We start from the raw sequence: 16,251 nt of genomic DNA, 5'->3' as shown, positions 1-16,251 counted from the left end.
TTCAGGAGTTCAGTAGTATGGCTTACGCCACGCTATGCCTACGGCACACTACGTGAACGCTATCAGAAGTTCAGTAGTCAGGAGGCAGAAAACAAGGATAATACATTATTCTCTTCTGCCCCGCTACTTGCAAGATTTAAACGCCCAACGGGCATGATTACCTATTGCTTTGTAGATACTCAACCGCAGCTTCTAATTTTGATGGGTATGCTTCAGCAAACCTTTCAAACCAAAGCCCTTCTGGTGAAAATGCATCTAATTTAGATAACCATTCTTTAGCTTCCTTATTCAAAAGCTCTAATTTTTGGGCTTTGAGTTGTGCTTGACGAATTTTTTCTTGTTCTAATTCCTGTTGTTTTTTCAATTCTTCAGCAGCATCTTGTTCCACAAAATCAGCTTTGACTTCTGATAACAAGTTATCTATTAAAGCATCTGATTTAGAAACAGCAGTGATAAAGGGTTTACTTGTAGTTAATTGAGGTTGCTGTGGTTGGGTTTTAGGTGCAGTATATTCAGCCTTAATTTCAGCTAATAATTTATCAATGGAATCCATCGTTACCAGTCCTAATTATGCGGATAGTTAATCATTAATCGCATTTAGTAGCACTTCAGATAAACTCATATCTTCCATATCTTCCATTGTAATTGTGTCACAGATATCAAATTTTGCCCCAGCACTTTGTAGTTCATCATCTAAAATTTTCAGAAACCGGGTAGCATTGGCATCTGAACCAACTTGAATAAATGAAATTCCTAATTCTTCATCTCTATCCATACGCCGTGAAGTTTCTATAATCACTTTCATCACTGCTTTACGATCATCAGGTTCACCATCAGTCACAACTAAAATTAGTTCGCCATTTGGCTTAATTTGACCATTAGATTTGCGTTGAAAATAATCATCTGTAGCGTGTTTCAATACACCAGCTAAATCAGTTGTACCTGATGGATCATTTTCTTGGAAAATTTGCACTACTTTACTAGAATTTACATTTTCATAACGCTTGAATCTACCAGAAAATAAATAAACAGTTATGCCATCGGAATCAAATTGTTCACATTTACTAGCTAAAGCAAAAGTTGATTCTTGTGCTGCTGACCATCTAGTTCTTCCACCTTTTTGATCGGCTGTAGCCATGCTACCACTTTTGTCGATAATTAAAGTGTAATCACGATTCTCTAACATTGATAAATTCTCCATTTTTAACTCTCAATTGATTAATTAGTAACACATTAGTCATTTATCGCATTTATCAACACATCAGTGAGACTCATTTCTTCTAAATCTTCTAAAGTAACGGTATCGCAAATATCAAATTTAGCGCCGATACTTTGCAATTGATCATCTAAAGCTTTGAGAAATTTTGTTGCTTGCGGATCTGCACCTACTTGAATAATGGAAATTCCCAATTCTTTTTCATGCTCCATTTTGTGCGTAGCATTGATGATTATTTCACATACAGATTGACGATCATCTGGTATACCATCAGTAATAATTAAAATTGTTTCCCCGTTAGATTTACTTTTACCAGCAGCTTTGCGTTGAAAGTAATTATTAATGGCATCTTGAAGCACACCGACTAAATTGGTTGTATCACCAGGAGTATTTTCCGCAAAAATCTGCGCTACTTTAGCTGAAGTAACATGATCAAATCTTTGAAATCTATGGGAAAACAGATAAACAGTTATCCCATCTAGATCAAATTCTTCACATTTGCGAGCTAGGGCAAAGGTAGATTCTTGCAAAGCTAACCATCTACTTTTTTCACCTTGTTGAGATGGTTTACCCATACTGGCACTGTTGTCGATAAGCAGTGTGTAATCACGATTTTCTAACATTAATAATTCTCCAATGATTAATTATTTAAGTTTTGATTTTGGCTTTTAGATTGATTTTTGCCAACCAATAGATAATGTAGTCAAATTAATCATTGATGGCATTAGCTAATACATCTGCAAGACTCATATCTTCTAAATCGTCTAAAGTTACGGTGTCACAAATATCAAATTTAGCGCCGACACCCTGCAACTGATCATCTAAAGCTTTGAGAAATTTTGTTGCTTGTGGATCTGCACCTACTTGAATAATAGAAATTGCTAACTCTTCATCTTTATCCATTCTTCGAGTAGCCTGAATAATGACTTCAAATACGGCTTTGCGATCATCTGGTTCACCATCTGTAATTACTAAAATTGTTTCACCGTTGGGTTTAGTTTGACCAGAAGCTTTACGCTGAAAGTAATTATCAAGTGCATTATTGAGTACACCTGCTAAGTTGGTTGTACCAGCAGGGTCATTTTCTTGAAATATTTGTGCGACTTTGGCGGAAGTTACATTTTCGTAACGTTTAAATCTGCCAGAAAAGACATAAACTGTAATGCCATCGGGGTCAAACTGTTCAGCTTTTCTAGCCAAGGCCAGGGTAGACTCTTGAGCTATATCCCATCTACTTCTACCACCTGCTTGGTCGGGAGTGGACATACTACCACTTTTATCAATAATTAATGTATAGTCGCGATCGCTCATCATAAATACCTCTATTGTTTTTTCTGTTCCTATTTTAACTCTTAGGTAATCACACTGTATCTAGATACAGAAGTATTGTATTGACGCTCCCCTGCTTTCACGTTGGGGATTCTGCACTGAAGTGTAAACACTGGCGGCTTTCATCCCTTGTTTAAAGTACGGAATGCGGCACAGTGCGCCTGTTTCTCAAGGGTTTTGGGTTTTCAGCCCGCCTTACTTATAATGATTTAAACAATTCCAAGCCAGGAACAACCCATTTTTGAGGTAAAATCGCTAAATAACTGAATATTTAAGGTGTGGAAGATTCGTCAATTGAGTATTTTAGGATTAATCTGAATCTACTCTGAGATTAATTAATCGAAATTAACTCCCTTAAATATAGGGAAATTGTTGCTTTTAGCGTAATTCGCTCATCTAGAATTACTAAATCAAATTAGGAGAACAACTATGACTGTCACCAATGTCACAGAGGCCACATTCAAGCAGGAAGTATTGGAGAGTGAGACTCCTGTCTTGGTGGATTTTTGGGCTCCTTGGTGTGGCCCTTGTCGAATGCTGGCAACCGTTGTTGATGAAGTAGCTGCTGAATATGAAGGACAAGTAAAAGTAGTGAAGCTGAACACAGATCAAAATCCCACAGTTGCTAGTCATTACGGTATTCGTAGTATTCCCACATTAATGGTATTTAAAGGGGGTCGGCAAGTTGATACTGTTGTAGGTGCAGTACCAAAAACCACTTTATCTAAAACTCTAGAGCAGTATATTTCCGTATAGTCATACTTTTACCGAAAAAATGGGTTTGAGGTTCCCCGTGTCTTTAGACCGGGGAGTGCCAACCATTTCTCACTATTCAAAATTGAAAGGGAGCATCCCAAATGTGTAAGTTTATTTTTTGCTTGAGGTCAAGACATGAAATAAACGAACCACGTTCGCGGAGCGTCCCGTTAGGGATAGGAGCGAAGGACACGTTCGCGTAGCGTGCCGAAGGCATAGGTAAGAAGAAAGAAGAGGGTTTTCAGATACTTATTCTACATTTTTGCAAAATTGGGATGCTCCCGACTTGAAACGCCTGCTATATTTTAATGATGGAGTTTCCAACAACACCAGTTGTTAGCCTGGGGGAAGCCTAGCAAAGCGCGTTTGCTACACCCTACCTCCTACACTCTTTTCATCGCTGCTATATGTTAATTGAGATGGAACTTTTTGCTGTTCTAAGGGAATCATAATTATAAATTCTGCGCCCACATCAAGCTCTGAAATACATTTTAAATTACCACTATGTTTTTCTGTAATAATTTGATAACTAATAGATAAACCTAAGCCTGTACCTTTCCCCACCGGTTTGGTCGTGAAAAAAGGATCAAATAAATGATTTTTAACATTTTCAGGAATACCTGCACCATTATCCTTGATGGAAATAATTACCTGATTCTCATTAGTAAGTTGAGTTTGAATCTCAATTTGTGGCTGATTAATTTTGTAACCATTAAGTAGCGCCTCTTCAATAGCATCAATCCCATTAACTAAAATATTCATAAATACTTGATTGAGTTGTCCAGGATAGCACTCTACTGGAGGTAATTGACCATATTGTTTAATTATCTCAATTCCTGGACGGTCTGATGTAGGTTTAAGACGACTTTGTAAAATCATCAATGTACTATCAATTCCCTCATGAATATTCACAGCTTTCATTTCTGATTCATCTAGTCGGGAAAAATTTCGCAGGGATAATACTATTTCTTTAATTCTTCGAGAGCCAACTTCCATAGAATTTAATAACTTAGGTAAATCTGATAAAATAAAATTTAAATCCATAGATTGAATAGCATTTTGAATTTCTAGCTTTGGTTGAGGATAATGTTGCTCATAAAGTTGTATGAGTATCATTAAATCATGAATGTATTGATTAGCTGGATCGAGGTTGCCATAGATAAAATTAATTGGATTATTTATTTCATGGGCTATACCTGCTACCAATTGCCCCAAACTAGATAACTTTTCACTCTGGACTAATTGAGATGCTAATTGCTGTGCTTCTTTTCTTAATTGGGCTTCAGATTGTCGTAAAATTTCTTCAGCTTGTTTGCGCTGAGTTATGTCATGGACAATAACTACATATTCCTGGAAATCTTCTTGAGTCCGGTCAGAGATAGAAACTTCTAGTGTAATGACTTTAGATTTTCGGTTCAGAGTATGTTCACTTCGTTTTAACCATACCACTGGATCTGCTTTTAATTCAGGCAATAAAGTTTGGAGATGATGTCCTATTAATTGCGATGTTTCAATTTTAAAAAAAGATTCAGTAGCTGGGTTTATTTGTTGAATAATTCCATTTTCATTGACTACTAAAATACAATCTTGGGCAACCATAAATAGATGTTCAGCCGATTCTCTAGCTTCAGTCAAAGAAATGACTTCTGGTAAGCTTGTCCAACAAGCGATCGCTACACCTCCAAATGCTACTAGCATCAGCAAAATAACAATTAAATTTTGACCATTTTTGCTGTAATTTATATTTAATTGAAAGCCAAATAAATAACCGATAAAAACAGCACTACACAACAGAAATATCAAAATGCTAACTTGTAGCATCAATGAATCCTTAGCTGGTTTTCTTCTTTGTATTTTATAGATTTTTATCCACCATGAAGACCGAAAAATTGGTAAAGAAGTATAACGGATGAACGCATCAATTATTAAGACACCAAAAGGTGCTAATAATCCAATTAAAAAATCTTGCCAACCCCAAGCATATCCAGCCACTATTAAAACCAAAAATTCCAGTATAAAAAGACCTAACGCTACTTTTGGAAACAATACTTCTGGCTTGTGTCTTTGTCGCCATAGCCCCAAATGTAAAATGATAAAAGATACAAACCAACTAACATTGCCTACAACAACCAGACGAGACAAATCTCCCCAACTTAAATATAGGAGAGACAAAAAAAGCGACAGAGCTAAACCTGAACCAAAGACACCACGTGGAGATATGGTAGAGAATACGGGAGCAATATGTTTATCTATAGCTAACTGATATAAAATGCGAGGACAATTAGAAACTGCTGTTGCTGAACCTAATAAACAAGAACCAGCTAGCAAAAAAGTTGCAATTATAGATGCATATTCTCCCCAGAATGGATGAGACGCAGCAACAAAATTCAAAAAAGGACTATCACCGAGATTGTCACCTGTTGCTAAATACATAATTACCCAAGAACCACCAATAAAGACGATGGGCATTAGCCAGGCAGCAACGTCTAAAAATTTCAAAGTTTTTTCAGGACGAAGACTATCAGCTACAAATGATGAAGCTGTTTCACACGCATAAGTTGAATAGCTAATTATGAAAAACCATTTTGCCCAATCCATAAAGCTAATAGGTATCCCATGGTGAGACACAAAGCCAGGAGAATAGCCCGAAAAAGTTAAAAAACCTAGTCCTTGTACACAAAATATTAATAGTAGCAAAAAGGCTGGAAGCGCAAAAAATAAATGTAGAACACTTAACGCACGAGTGCCACTAAAAGCAACAATAAAAGGTATTAAGGTAAAACCAACTTTCAGAATTATGTCTGGAAAAGAGATGCCGAACCCTTCTAAATTGACTTTAATAATGTCTGTCAGCACAAGGGAATTAACTGTGAGGAATGAAAGCCAGCCCAGAATATATCCTATGGCGCTATATTTACCCATGATTGGGTAACGATGCCAAAGTTGAGTTGTGTAGTTAGGAGTTCCTCCAGCTACATTGAGTAAATTTTTTCCTAGATGCTTTACCTGATAGTTCAACACCATGCCAAAAATTACAGCAGGAACATAGACAAAAATAGCTTGAGTTCCTAAAGCATGATGAATAATGGGTACAACTGAAGTCCAACTCAGATGCGCTGTGACACCAAAAGCCCAGGTTTCCCAATAACTCATGCTTCTTGGTAAACGTTGAAATAACGACTGATTAATGGTTGAATTATTTGCCTGAAACATAACTAGGAATCCTGAGATACTTGAATCAATATCATTGATCACTACATAGTTAGCTGATAAATGATAGCCGATCACTGTGAACTGATTTAATTAACTCTTTCTACTTAATATATCTGGTAGTCTACAAAAGCACTCTTTTTAAATCCATATAGGAATCCGGTTTGATGACTGTATACCTTACGCGATAAGTAAGCATAAATAACTGTATAAGCGGAAAGCAAAAGGGAATAATTACATCTTTGTTGCGTATAACAAACTTCAATTAAGTGAATCTACGTGGATACAAAAAAATTTTCAGACATTCTCTAACTGTATCTGCGATGGTTCATGAACCGGGGGGAAGGGAGTTATGGATCTCAGCTTATCTGATTTTTCGCGCTAGTTTGATTTTTAACTCTATCTGATTGCTGTTTTAGAGGAATAGTAATTATAAATTCTGTTCCTAGATGAGGATAAGAATTACATTTTAAATTGCCACCATGTTTTTCTGTAATAATTTGATAACTAATAGATAAGCCTAAACCTGTACCTTTCCCCACTGATTTAGTGGTGAAAAAGGGTTCAAATAAATGCTTTTGGATATTTTCAGGAATACCATAACCATTATCTTTAATGCAAATAGTTACTTGATCATCGTTGATGAGTTGAGTCTGAATTTGGATTTGTGGCTGCTCAATTTTCTGTCCATTCGCAATTGTTTCTTCTAAAGCATCAATGCCATTAGCAAGAATATTCATAAATACTTGATTGAGTTGACCAGCATAACATTCTACTGGTGGTATGTTGCCATATTTTTTGATTATTTCAATATCTGGACGTTCTGCTGTAGCTTTAAAACGATTTTGTAAAATCATTAGTGTATTATCAATACCCTCATGAATATTCACAGCTTTCATACCTGATTCATCTAGCCGGGAAAAGTTCCTTAAAGATAATACTATTTCTTTAATGCGTTGAGAACCAACTTCCATAGAATTTAATAATCTGGGAAAATCTGAGATCAAAAAAATTAAATCAATGTTTTCTATTTCCTGTTGAATTTCTGGATTTGCTTGGGGGTAATACTGCTGATACATTTCAATGAGTCTAATTAAATCTTGAAGATATTGATTTGCTGGGCGGATATTGCCGTAAATAAAGCTAACTGGGTTGTTGATTTCATGGGCTATACCTGCTACCAATTGCCCCAAACTTGACATTTTTTCAATTTGTACTAATTGAGTGGCCAATTGCTGGGCTTCTTGTTTTAGTTGTGCTTCAGACTGGCGTAATATTTCCTCAGCTTGTATGCGTTGGGTGATGTCATGAAGAATAACTACATATTCTTGAAAATTTTGCTGGGTGCGATCAGAAATAGAAAGTTCTAAAGTTATAGTTTTAGATTTTTGAATTAGGGTATGTTCACTGCGGTTGTCCCATGTTTCTGGATATTCGCTTAATTGAGGCAGTAAATTGTTTAGGTGTTTTCCTAATAATGCTGATGGTTTAATAGCAAATACAGATTCTGTTGCGGGGTTAGCTTGTTGAATAATGCCTTGTTGATCTAATACTAGAATACCATCTTGGGCAACCATAAATAGGTGTTCAGATGCTTCTCTGGCCTCTTCTAGGGCTACTACTTGGGGTAAACTTGTCCAGCAAGCGATCGCAACTCCCACAAATGCAATTGTGATCAATAAGATCACTAATAAATTTTTAGCAGTAGGGATAAAATTAAGATTCAAAAGCCAAACAAATGAGCAACCTACTAAAAAAGCGCCACACATCAGAAATATCAATATTCCAACTTGTATTGCTAGGGAATGTTTAAGAAATTTGCGCCGTTGTGATTGATATAATTTTATCCACCAATAAGGACGAAAAACAGGGATGGAAATATAACGGACGAAGGCATCAATGATTAATACAAATAAGGGAGCTAATAATCCTGCTAAAAAATCTTGCCAACCCCAGGCATAGGCAGTAACAGATAAAATTACAGTCTCGATAATAAAGAAAGCTAAAGATAGTTTTGGAAATAATATATCTGCTTGATTCCGTTTGCGCCACAATCCTAAGTGCATGAGCATGAACGCTACAAACCAGGCTACATTTCCAACTATAACTATTCTAGATATATCTCCCCAAATAGAATAGATTATGCAGATACATAAGCTTAAAAACAGCGATGACCCAAATACACCACGAGATGAAACTAAAGAAAATACTGGTGCTAAGTGTTTATCTATTGCTAACTGGTAGATGATACGGGGACAGTTAGCAACTGTGGTAGCTGAACCTAATAAACAGCAACTCGCTAATAAAAAAGTGCTGCTTGTTGGGGCAAAGTCTCCCCAAAATGATACAGATGCTACTGCAAAATTCAGATAGGCGTTATCTCCTAGACCTTCAATTGTGGATAAACGAATTATCACCCAAGAACCACCAATAAAAATAGGAAGCATTAACCAAGAAGCAATATCAAGGAACTTTAAAGTCTGTTGGGGATGATGACTATCAGCTATAAATGATGAAACAGTTTCACAACTGTAGGCTGTATAGCTAATAAAAAAGAACCATTTAGCCCAATCTATAAAATTTAATGATGGTAACTGTTCAGGAAAAAAGCTGGGACTATTGGGGGAAAAAGCTAGAAAACCCAGTCCTTGAAAACAAAATAATAACAATACAACTAAAGCTGGTAATGAAAATAATAGATGTAAAATATTTAAGGCTCGACTGCCACTAAAGGCAACAACAAAGGGTAGCAAAGTGAAGCCAAGTTTTAAAATTAGTTCTGGACAGCTAATACCCAATACATCTAAATTGGATTTGATCATATCTGTGATTACCACAGAATTAAGTGGCACAACGGAAAGCCATGAGATCAGATATCCAATTGCGGCATAGCGAGCAATAATGGGATAGCCTGTCCACAACCGAGTTATATAGTTAGGAGTTCCCCCAGATACATTTAATAAGTTTCTACTTAGATGTTTAACTTGATAGTTGACTAATATTCCCACAATAATAGCGGGTATCCAAACAAAAATAGCTGCTGTTCCCAGATTGGCATGAACAGTTGCTACTAATGTTGGCCAACTTAGATGGTTTGTGACACCAAAAGTCCAGGTTTCCAAGGTACTCATGCTTCTTGGTAAGCTTTGGAAGGCAAATTGATCTGAGACTGGACTATGAGAACGTGACATATTTATCTATTCTGTCTTAGGCTTAGGGTAAAAAAACGGTATTGGGAAAATTGAAAAACATGAGTGGTAAGTTAATTGTATTTGAAGGAGTAGAAGGTTGTGGTAAAACTACCCAAATGCAACTGTGCAGTCAGTGGCTAAAAAATCTAAGTGTATCAGTTTTCCTAACTCGTGAACCGGGAGGAACGGAGTTAGGGTCGCATTTACGGCAACTATTGCTAGAAAAGTCTGAGGATAAGCCTGTTGGTGAAGTTACAGAGTTATTATTATATGCTGCTGATAGAGCGCAACACATAGAACAAGAACTAAAGCCGAATTTAGCTGATGGGAAATATATTTTATGCGATCGCTATACTGACTCTACTATCGCCTATCAAGGTTATGGTCGGGGTTTGAGCATGAGTATTATTAACCAGCTTAATTATATTGCCACCAGTGGCTTAGAAAGTGATTTAACGATTTGGCTAGATGTTGATGTCGAGGTAGGACTAGCGCGGAAACGTGGTCAAGTTACACTAGACCGTATTGAACAGGAAACTATTGCTTTTCACCGTCGTGTACAACAGGGATATACAGAATTAGCTGCTACTCACCCATCACGAATTTTTCGGGTAGATGGCAGTTTAAGTAAAGAAACTGTACAACAGAGGATACAAGAAATTTTAAATACACACCTGTTGAATTCCTAAATGTTTGAAAAATTAATAGGACAAAAACAAGCCATAGAATTATTGACACAAGCTGTTAAACAAAACCGAGTTGCACCAGCTTATCTTTTTGTTGGTGCTGATGGTGTAGGCAGAAGTTTAGCTGCAAAATGTTTCATTGAAATGCTGTTTTCTAGTTCTATCCAACCCCATCAAATTGCTACTTTACAAAATCGTATCCATCAAGGAAATCACCCTGCTTTATTTTGGGTAGAACCAACTTACCAATATCAAGGACAAAGACTCACCGCAGCAGAAGCAGCAGAAAAAGGAGTGAAACGTAAAGCACCACCTGTGATTCGCTTAGAACAAATTCGAGAAATTACTCAATTTTTATCCCGTCCACCTTTAGAAGCCACAAGAAATGTGGTAGTTTTAGAACAAGCCGAAACAATGGCAGAATCAGCTGCAAATGCTTTACTCAAAACCTTAGAAGAACCTGGACAAGCAACATTAATTTTAATTGCACCTTCCCCAGAATCTGTATTACCAACCTTAGTTTCCCGTTGTCAAAAAATTCCCTTTTATCGACTTGATACGGCTGCTGTTGTTCAGGTATTGACACAAACAGGAAATGGGGAAATTTTGCAATATCCAGAAGTGTTAAGTTTAGCGGCTGGTAGTCCAGGCAGTGCGATCGCAGCTTACCAACAATTACAAACAATTAATAGTGAGTTACTCCAACAGGTAAAAAAAACACCCACATCTTACCGAAATGCTTTGGAATTAGCCAAGAAAATAGATAAAGAATTAGACACAGAAGCGCAATTATGGTTAATTGATTACCTACAACAATCATACTGGCAACAAATACATAAACGGAGTATTATCGAACAATTAGAAAAAACTCGCAAAAATTTATTATCCTATGCTCAACCCCGTTTAGTTTGGGAATGCACTTTTTTATCCTTATTGCAAATATCCCAGGTGCGTTAATTTTGAAATCAAATGCTAAACATTATGCACTATAATTTATTTAGTAATTTTCAATTTTTAATTATTTATGTCTCCTTGGACTAGCCTTGTTACAGTGCTGGCACTCATCCTTTACTTTGTAGTAACAATCAACGTTGGTAGAGCCAGATTTAAATATAAAATTATTCCTCCTGACACAACAGGAAATCCAGACTTTGAAAGAGTGCTACGCGTTCAACAAAATACTTTAGAGCAACTAATTTTATTTTTACCAGCTTTATGGTTGTTCTCTATTTATATCAACCCAATTTGGGCTTCTGCTTTAGGTATGGCATGGATAATAGGACGCATTGCTTATGCTTGGGGATATTATCAAGCAGCCGAAAAAAGAGGTATAGGTTTTGCTATTAGTTCTTTGAGCAATATAGGACTAATTTTAGGTTCACTAATTGGGATTATTTTATATTTGGTGAAACTTCCAAATACCTAGTACAGCAAGGTGAAAATTAAAAATGAAAGGGGTGTAGACTGTGGTACACCCCATCATTAAAATCAGGAATTTCAAATAGTCAAAATTTTTTTCTTCATTTTGCATCTAGAATTCAAAAAAATCACCATATATCAAATGTGACTCAATCAGCCTTGATAACATTTATTGAGCCAATACCTTTTTTAAAGGTTTTTCATAATTATCGTCATTTTTACAAAGCTGCAAGTTAGAGACCATTAATCTCAATTTAATAGCATTAATAGCACTCACAACTCAGCACACAGAAACCATCAAAGAAACTCACGCAAGAATTCAAAAGGATTATCTTCCCAACATGGTTCTGGTACTAACCAAACCAATTTACTTTGAATTTCTGCCTCAATTTCATCACTGTCATCCCTTTCAAACAGTGATATCAAAGCCTCCCAGTCACGTTCTTTAAGAGTGCTGTACGAGGAAAAGTTTACCTGTAGATTATTGGAGTAATTCACAAGCACGTTTTTGGTTAATTTATACAAAAGTGAATATATTTGCTGGCAAATGAGCATATTTTACGCATAAAGTCGTGATTTTTCCGTGATCAAGATCACAACTATTTTAATGAAATTATGTAAATATTCGAGAGTTTTATAAAGATTATGTATAGCTTTGATACTTGGATTCTATTAATTTTACGCTAAATACCTCAGAAAAACACTCTGCTATACAAGCCCTTACTTCCAGACATTTGATACCGGGAATCCAATTAGTTAAACTACCGACGGCCTTATCAGCTATACCACAGGGAACAATACGCTCAAACCCTGTCATATCAGGACAAACGTTCAGTGAAAAACCATGCATCGTCACCCAGCGACTGACTTTAATACCTATAGCAGCAACCTTATAGCCTTCTAACCACACACCAGTAAAACCAGGAATGCGTTCTCCCTGTAATCCATAATTTGCTAAAACGCGAATTAAGACTTCTTCTAGTTGCCGTAAGTACCAATGCAAGTCTTGACGATAACGGTGCAGATTTAAAATCGGATACCCAACCAGTTGCCCAGGACAATGATAAGTGACTTCGCCGCCTCTTTCAACTCTATGCACACTATACACACTTTTGTCAAAATCAAATTTGAGAAATTCTGGGTTGGCACCTTGCCCCAAAGTGTAGACAGGGGGATGTTCCAGCAAAATGAGTGCGTCTTCTAGATTAGGGTTGTTGATGCGTTCGGTGAGTAGCGATCGCTGCCATTGAAGAGCATCTAAATAAGGTATTAATCCTTGGTTATAGAAAAAACAATCATATTTTTGGGGTTCTTTACTATGGATCATGGAAAAAATCAATTGTGTAAATGACCAAATATATTTCTAAAAGCCAGCATTGAGTCAACAAATGTCAAGCTATGCAAAGGATTTTAAAGGAAAGTCAACGGAATCAGCTATGTAAACCACAAAGTGCTAATTTGAATATATAACCTCAATGGTGTTAGGAGGAATTCTCTACAATAAGCATCACGCCAAGACAAGAGGTCTAATGAAATGGCTGATGGTATCTTCAAAAGTTGTTTACATCCATCCGAATTAAAACCGCTGATTAAGGGTTTGATCCTCCATAAACAGTGAACAAGCCAACAGCACGAGAGCAAGAGCAACGACTCCTAGATTTGTAAAGGTTGTTCAAACAGAAAAATTAGGTATAAAGTAGTTAAGATTAATTGATGGAGGATTTTTTCTAGGACATCCAATTGTCTAGCAACCAGTTGGATAACAACACAGAGTTTAACAAGGTAAATCGAGGCTAGAGGTACTTATCATTAAGATGCAGCAACCTGAGAGCAGATGCAAAAGCCGTACATCAAAAGCATTTCATAATTTGTATTGGCGGCAGTGATAGACCTTACCGCAATCTCTGTTAATACAAAACACATTCACATCAAATAAATATTGAGCGGGAGAGTTTACATGAAGCTTGTCATCCACGGCAAAAATATTGAAATTACTGATGCGATTCGCGAATATGTGCATCAAAAAATTGAAAAAGCAGTTAATCATTTTCAAAACATCACAAATGAAGTGGATGTGCATTTAAGCGTGGCTCGCAATCCCAGAATTAGTACAAAACAAGCAGCGGAAGTAACGATTTACGCTAATGGTAGCGTCATCCGTGCGGAGGAAAGCAGCGAAAACTTATATGCCAGTATTGATTTAGTTGCAGATAAAATAGCCCGTCAGCTACGTAAATATAAAGAAAGAAGACAAGATCACAAAACCCAACCAATACCAACTAATGAAGCAGTAGTTGCTGAACCAGTTGCAGAGAGTTTAATAGGCGATCGCACCCCCGAACTACCAGGAGAAGTCGTCCGCACCAAATATTTTTCCATGCCCCCCATGACCCTTGCAGAAGCCCAAGAACAACTGCAACTAGTGGGACATGACTTTTATATGTTCCGTAACGCGGAAACAGGAGAAATCAACGTCATTTACGAACGTAACCACGGTGGTTACGGCGTAATTCAACCCCGCAACAGTAACGGACATACCAACGGCAAAAACGGCAAAACAGCCAATGTTGCTGCACCAGAAAAGTCTAAAGCCTGATTTTAGTTGACAGGTGACAGGTGACAGGTGACAGGTGACAGAAGGCAAAAGGTAATAGATTATTCTCCTCTGCTCCCCTGCCCCCCTGCCCCCTGCATCTTCCGCCCTTTCCCAGTTACCAGGAATTTACTTTGCAGCCAACTGTTGCAACGTTTTCAGGGTTTCCTCAACGTGACCCTTAAAGTTCAACATGGAATCAAACACATATTGAACTACACCGTTTTGGTCAATCACATAAGTCACCCGGCCGGGAATAAAACCAAAAGCGGTAGTAGCACCATATAGCTTACGTACTTGATCGCCTTTATCACTCAAAAGTGTAAAAGGTAGATTGTACTTGGCTGCAAACTTCTGGTGAGACTCGCTAGAATCTCCACTTACACCGATAACTTCAGCACCAGCAGCTTTAAATACTTCATATTGATCTCGGAAAGCACAAGATTCCGCAGTACATCCTGGTGTGTCGTCCTTGGGATAAAAGTACAGCACAACAGCTTTCTTACCGCGAAAATCTCTGAGGCTGACTGTAGACCCATTCTGTGCGGGTAAACTAAAATCAGGGGCTTGATCTCCAACTTTGATAGCCATAGTAAAAAATACAAAATTCAAACATTACTTAACAAAATTTTACCTTGTAACTTAGTATATAAATTTTCCTTGATAACGTGCATCAAGCGGAGTAGGGTAAATAGTTATCAAAAAAAACTATTCCGCTTATGCGTCTGACTTCACTTGATGTGTTTCGTGGTATCACCATTGCGGCAATGATTCTTGTCAACATGGTGGGAGTCGCAGATGATAAATATTCAATCTTAGACCATGCTGAATGGAACGGTTGTACACCTACTGATTTGGTGTTTCCGTTTTTTCTGTTCATTGTCGGTGTAGCAATGACTTTCTCACTATCAAAGTACACCGCCGAGAACAAACCTACTAAAGCGGTTTATTTACGTATCCTGCGCCGCGCTGCTATTCTTTTTCTATTGGGATTACTACTCAACGGTTTTTGGAATAAAGGAGTTTGGACTTTTGATTTCAGTAGCATCCGCTTGATGGGAGTGTTACAACGTATTAGCCTTTCCTACCTGTTCGCATCTTTGATAGTTTTAAAACTACCACGCAAAAGTCAATGGATATTAGCAGGGGTGTTACTGATTGGTTATTGGTTAACAATGATGTATGTTCCTGTTCCCGAATATGGTGCGGGAATGCTGACACGAGAAGGTAATTTTGGTGCATTTATCGACCGTTTAATTATTCCCAAAGCACATCTTTATAAAGGTGATGGGTTTAATTATTTGGGAGATCCAGAAGGACTTTTCAGCACTATTCCGGCAATAGTTAGCGTTTTAGCAGGTTATTTTACTGGGGAATGGATTAAAGATCAAAAACAGCCTAATTCACAAACTAGTATGGATTTAGTTTTATTTGGTTTGTGTTGTTTGGTAATTGGCATTATTTGGGATGTAGCATTTCCCATTAATAAGAAACTGTGGACTAGTTCTTATGTTTTATTTACCACCGGTTGGGCGTTAATGTTATTAGCTGCTTGCTATGAACTAATTGAAGTAAGGCTAATAAAACGCTGGAGTAAACCTTTTGAGATTATGGGGTTAAATGCGATCGCACTCTTTGTAGCCTCTGTTATCCTCATTAAAATTACAGCTAAAACCCAAATTGGTACAGGTGAAACCGCTATTAGTATATACAATTGGATTTACCAAAATATCTTTGCCTCTTGGGCAGGAAATCTCAACGGTTCATTTTTATTTGGTATTTTCACTGTGTTGTTATGGTACGGCTTTGCAGTTTTAATGTATCGCAAAAACTGGTTTCTTAAAGTTTAAA

At 37.1% G+C, this 16,251-nt stretch carries 14 protein-coding genes; 6 read left to right on the top strand and 8 right to left on the bottom strand.

Going from position 1 to position 16,251, the window contains the following annotated elements:
• Positions 1-157: 157 nt before the first annotated feature.
• From ACLLO5_RS03475 to ACLLO5_RS03460, 4 genes are all read right to left on the bottom strand, one after another.
• The gene (locus ACLLO5_RS03475) at positions 158-553 is read right to left on the bottom strand and encodes a salt stress protein, Slr1339 family (RefSeq protein WP_413174090.1); all 396 of its coding nucleotides are present in this window, start codon (positions 551-553) and stop codon (positions 158-160) included.
• A 27-nt stretch (positions 554-580) separates the two neighbouring features.
• Positions 581-1,186 (bottom strand): vWA domain-containing protein, encoded by a 606-nt coding sequence (locus ACLLO5_RS03470; protein WP_413174089.1) that lies wholly within the window; start codon positions 1,184-1,186, stop codon positions 581-583.
• 47 nt (positions 1,187-1,233) lie between these two features.
• Positions 1,234-1,839 carry a vWA domain-containing protein gene (locus ACLLO5_RS03465; RefSeq protein WP_413174088.1) on the bottom strand — a complete coding sequence of 202 codons (606 nt, stop codon included), beginning with the start codon at positions 1,837-1,839 and terminating at the stop codon, positions 1,234-1,236.
• Positions 1,840-1,924: 85 nt separating this feature from the next.
• A complete protein-coding gene (locus ACLLO5_RS03460) occupies positions 1,925-2,530 on the bottom strand; it encodes a vWA domain-containing protein (RefSeq protein ID WP_413174087.1) in 606 nt (201 codons plus the stop codon).
• Positions 2,531-2,974: 444 nt separating this feature from the next.
• On the opposite strand from ACLLO5_RS03460, the gene trxA reads away from it, so the two are divergent.
• Entirely contained in the window at positions 2,975-3,301 is a 327-nt protein-coding gene (trxA, locus tag ACLLO5_RS03455; protein ID WP_413174086.1) for a thioredoxin, read from the top strand.
• Positions 3,302-3,670: 369 nt separating this feature from the next.
• Here trxA and ACLLO5_RS03450 read toward each other — a convergent pair whose 3' ends face one another.
• Both ACLLO5_RS03450 and ACLLO5_RS03445 read right to left on the bottom strand, forming a co-directional pair.
• The gene (locus ACLLO5_RS03450; protein ID WP_413174085.1) at positions 3,671-6,514 is read right to left on the bottom strand and encodes an ATP-binding protein; all 2,844 of its coding nucleotides are present in this window, start codon (positions 6,512-6,514) and stop codon (positions 3,671-3,673) included.
• A gap of 356 nt (positions 6,515-6,870) precedes the next feature.
• Positions 6,871-9,702, bottom strand: a complete 2,832-nt coding sequence (locus tag ACLLO5_RS03445) for an ATP-binding protein (RefSeq protein ID WP_413174084.1) — start codon at positions 9,700-9,702, stop codon at positions 6,871-6,873.
• A 59-nt stretch (positions 9,703-9,761) separates the two neighbouring features.
• Between ACLLO5_RS03445 and tmk the strand changes: the two genes are divergently transcribed.
• The 3 genes from tmk (at position 9,762) to ACLLO5_RS03430 (ending at position 11,814) form a co-directional block, all read left to right on the top strand.
• Complete coding sequence (gene tmk, locus ACLLO5_RS03440) at positions 9,762-10,391, top strand: dTMP kinase (RefSeq protein WP_413174083.1); 630 nt, start codon at positions 9,762-9,764, stop codon at positions 10,389-10,391.
• The gene (gene holB / locus ACLLO5_RS03435; RefSeq protein WP_413174082.1) at positions 10,392-11,345 is read left to right on the top strand and encodes a DNA polymerase III subunit delta'; all 954 of its coding nucleotides are present in this window, start codon (positions 10,392-10,394) and stop codon (positions 11,343-11,345) included.
• Between the two features lie 67 nt (positions 11,346-11,412).
• A complete protein-coding gene (locus ACLLO5_RS03430; RefSeq protein WP_413174081.1) occupies positions 11,413-11,814 on the top strand; it encodes an MAPEG family protein in 402 nt (133 codons plus the stop codon).
• Positions 11,815-12,450: 636 nt separating this feature from the next.
• On the opposite strand, the gene lipB is transcribed toward ACLLO5_RS03430, so the two are convergent.
• On the bottom strand, positions 12,451-13,134 hold the full coding sequence (gene lipB / locus ACLLO5_RS03425; RefSeq protein ID WP_413174080.1) for a lipoyl(octanoyl) transferase LipB: 684 nt from the start codon (positions 13,132-13,134) through the stop codon (positions 12,451-12,453).
• A 630-nt stretch (positions 13,135-13,764) separates the two neighbouring features.
• Between lipB and hpf the strand changes: the two genes are divergently transcribed.
• On the top strand, positions 13,765-14,403 hold the full coding sequence (gene hpf, locus ACLLO5_RS03420; protein WP_413174079.1) for a ribosome hibernation-promoting factor, HPF/YfiA family: 639 nt from the start codon (positions 13,765-13,767) through the stop codon (positions 14,401-14,403).
• Between the two features lie 126 nt (positions 14,404-14,529).
• Here hpf and ACLLO5_RS03415 read toward each other — a convergent pair whose 3' ends face one another.
• Positions 14,530-14,991 carry a peroxiredoxin gene (locus tag ACLLO5_RS03415; protein ID WP_413174078.1) on the bottom strand — a complete coding sequence of 154 codons (462 nt, stop codon included), beginning with the start codon at positions 14,989-14,991 and terminating at the stop codon, positions 14,530-14,532.
• Between the two features lie 128 nt (positions 14,992-15,119).
• Here ACLLO5_RS03415 and ACLLO5_RS03410 point away from each other — a divergent pair, with 128 nt between their 5' ends.
• Positions 15,120-16,250: an acyltransferase family protein gene (locus tag ACLLO5_RS03410; RefSeq protein ID WP_413174077.1), complete on the top strand. Its 1,131-nt coding sequence runs from the start codon at positions 15,120-15,122 to the stop codon at positions 16,248-16,250.
• The last annotated feature ends 1 nt before the right edge of the window (position 16,251 follow it).

Origin of the sequence: Anabaena azotica SJ-1, from assembly GCF_047275885.1 — a bacterium.
Classification (GTDB): Bacteria; Cyanobacteriota; Cyanobacteriia; order Cyanobacteriales; family Nostocaceae; genus Trichormus_B; species Trichormus_B azotica_A.
This window is presented reverse-complemented; position numbering and strand designations above follow the sequence as displayed.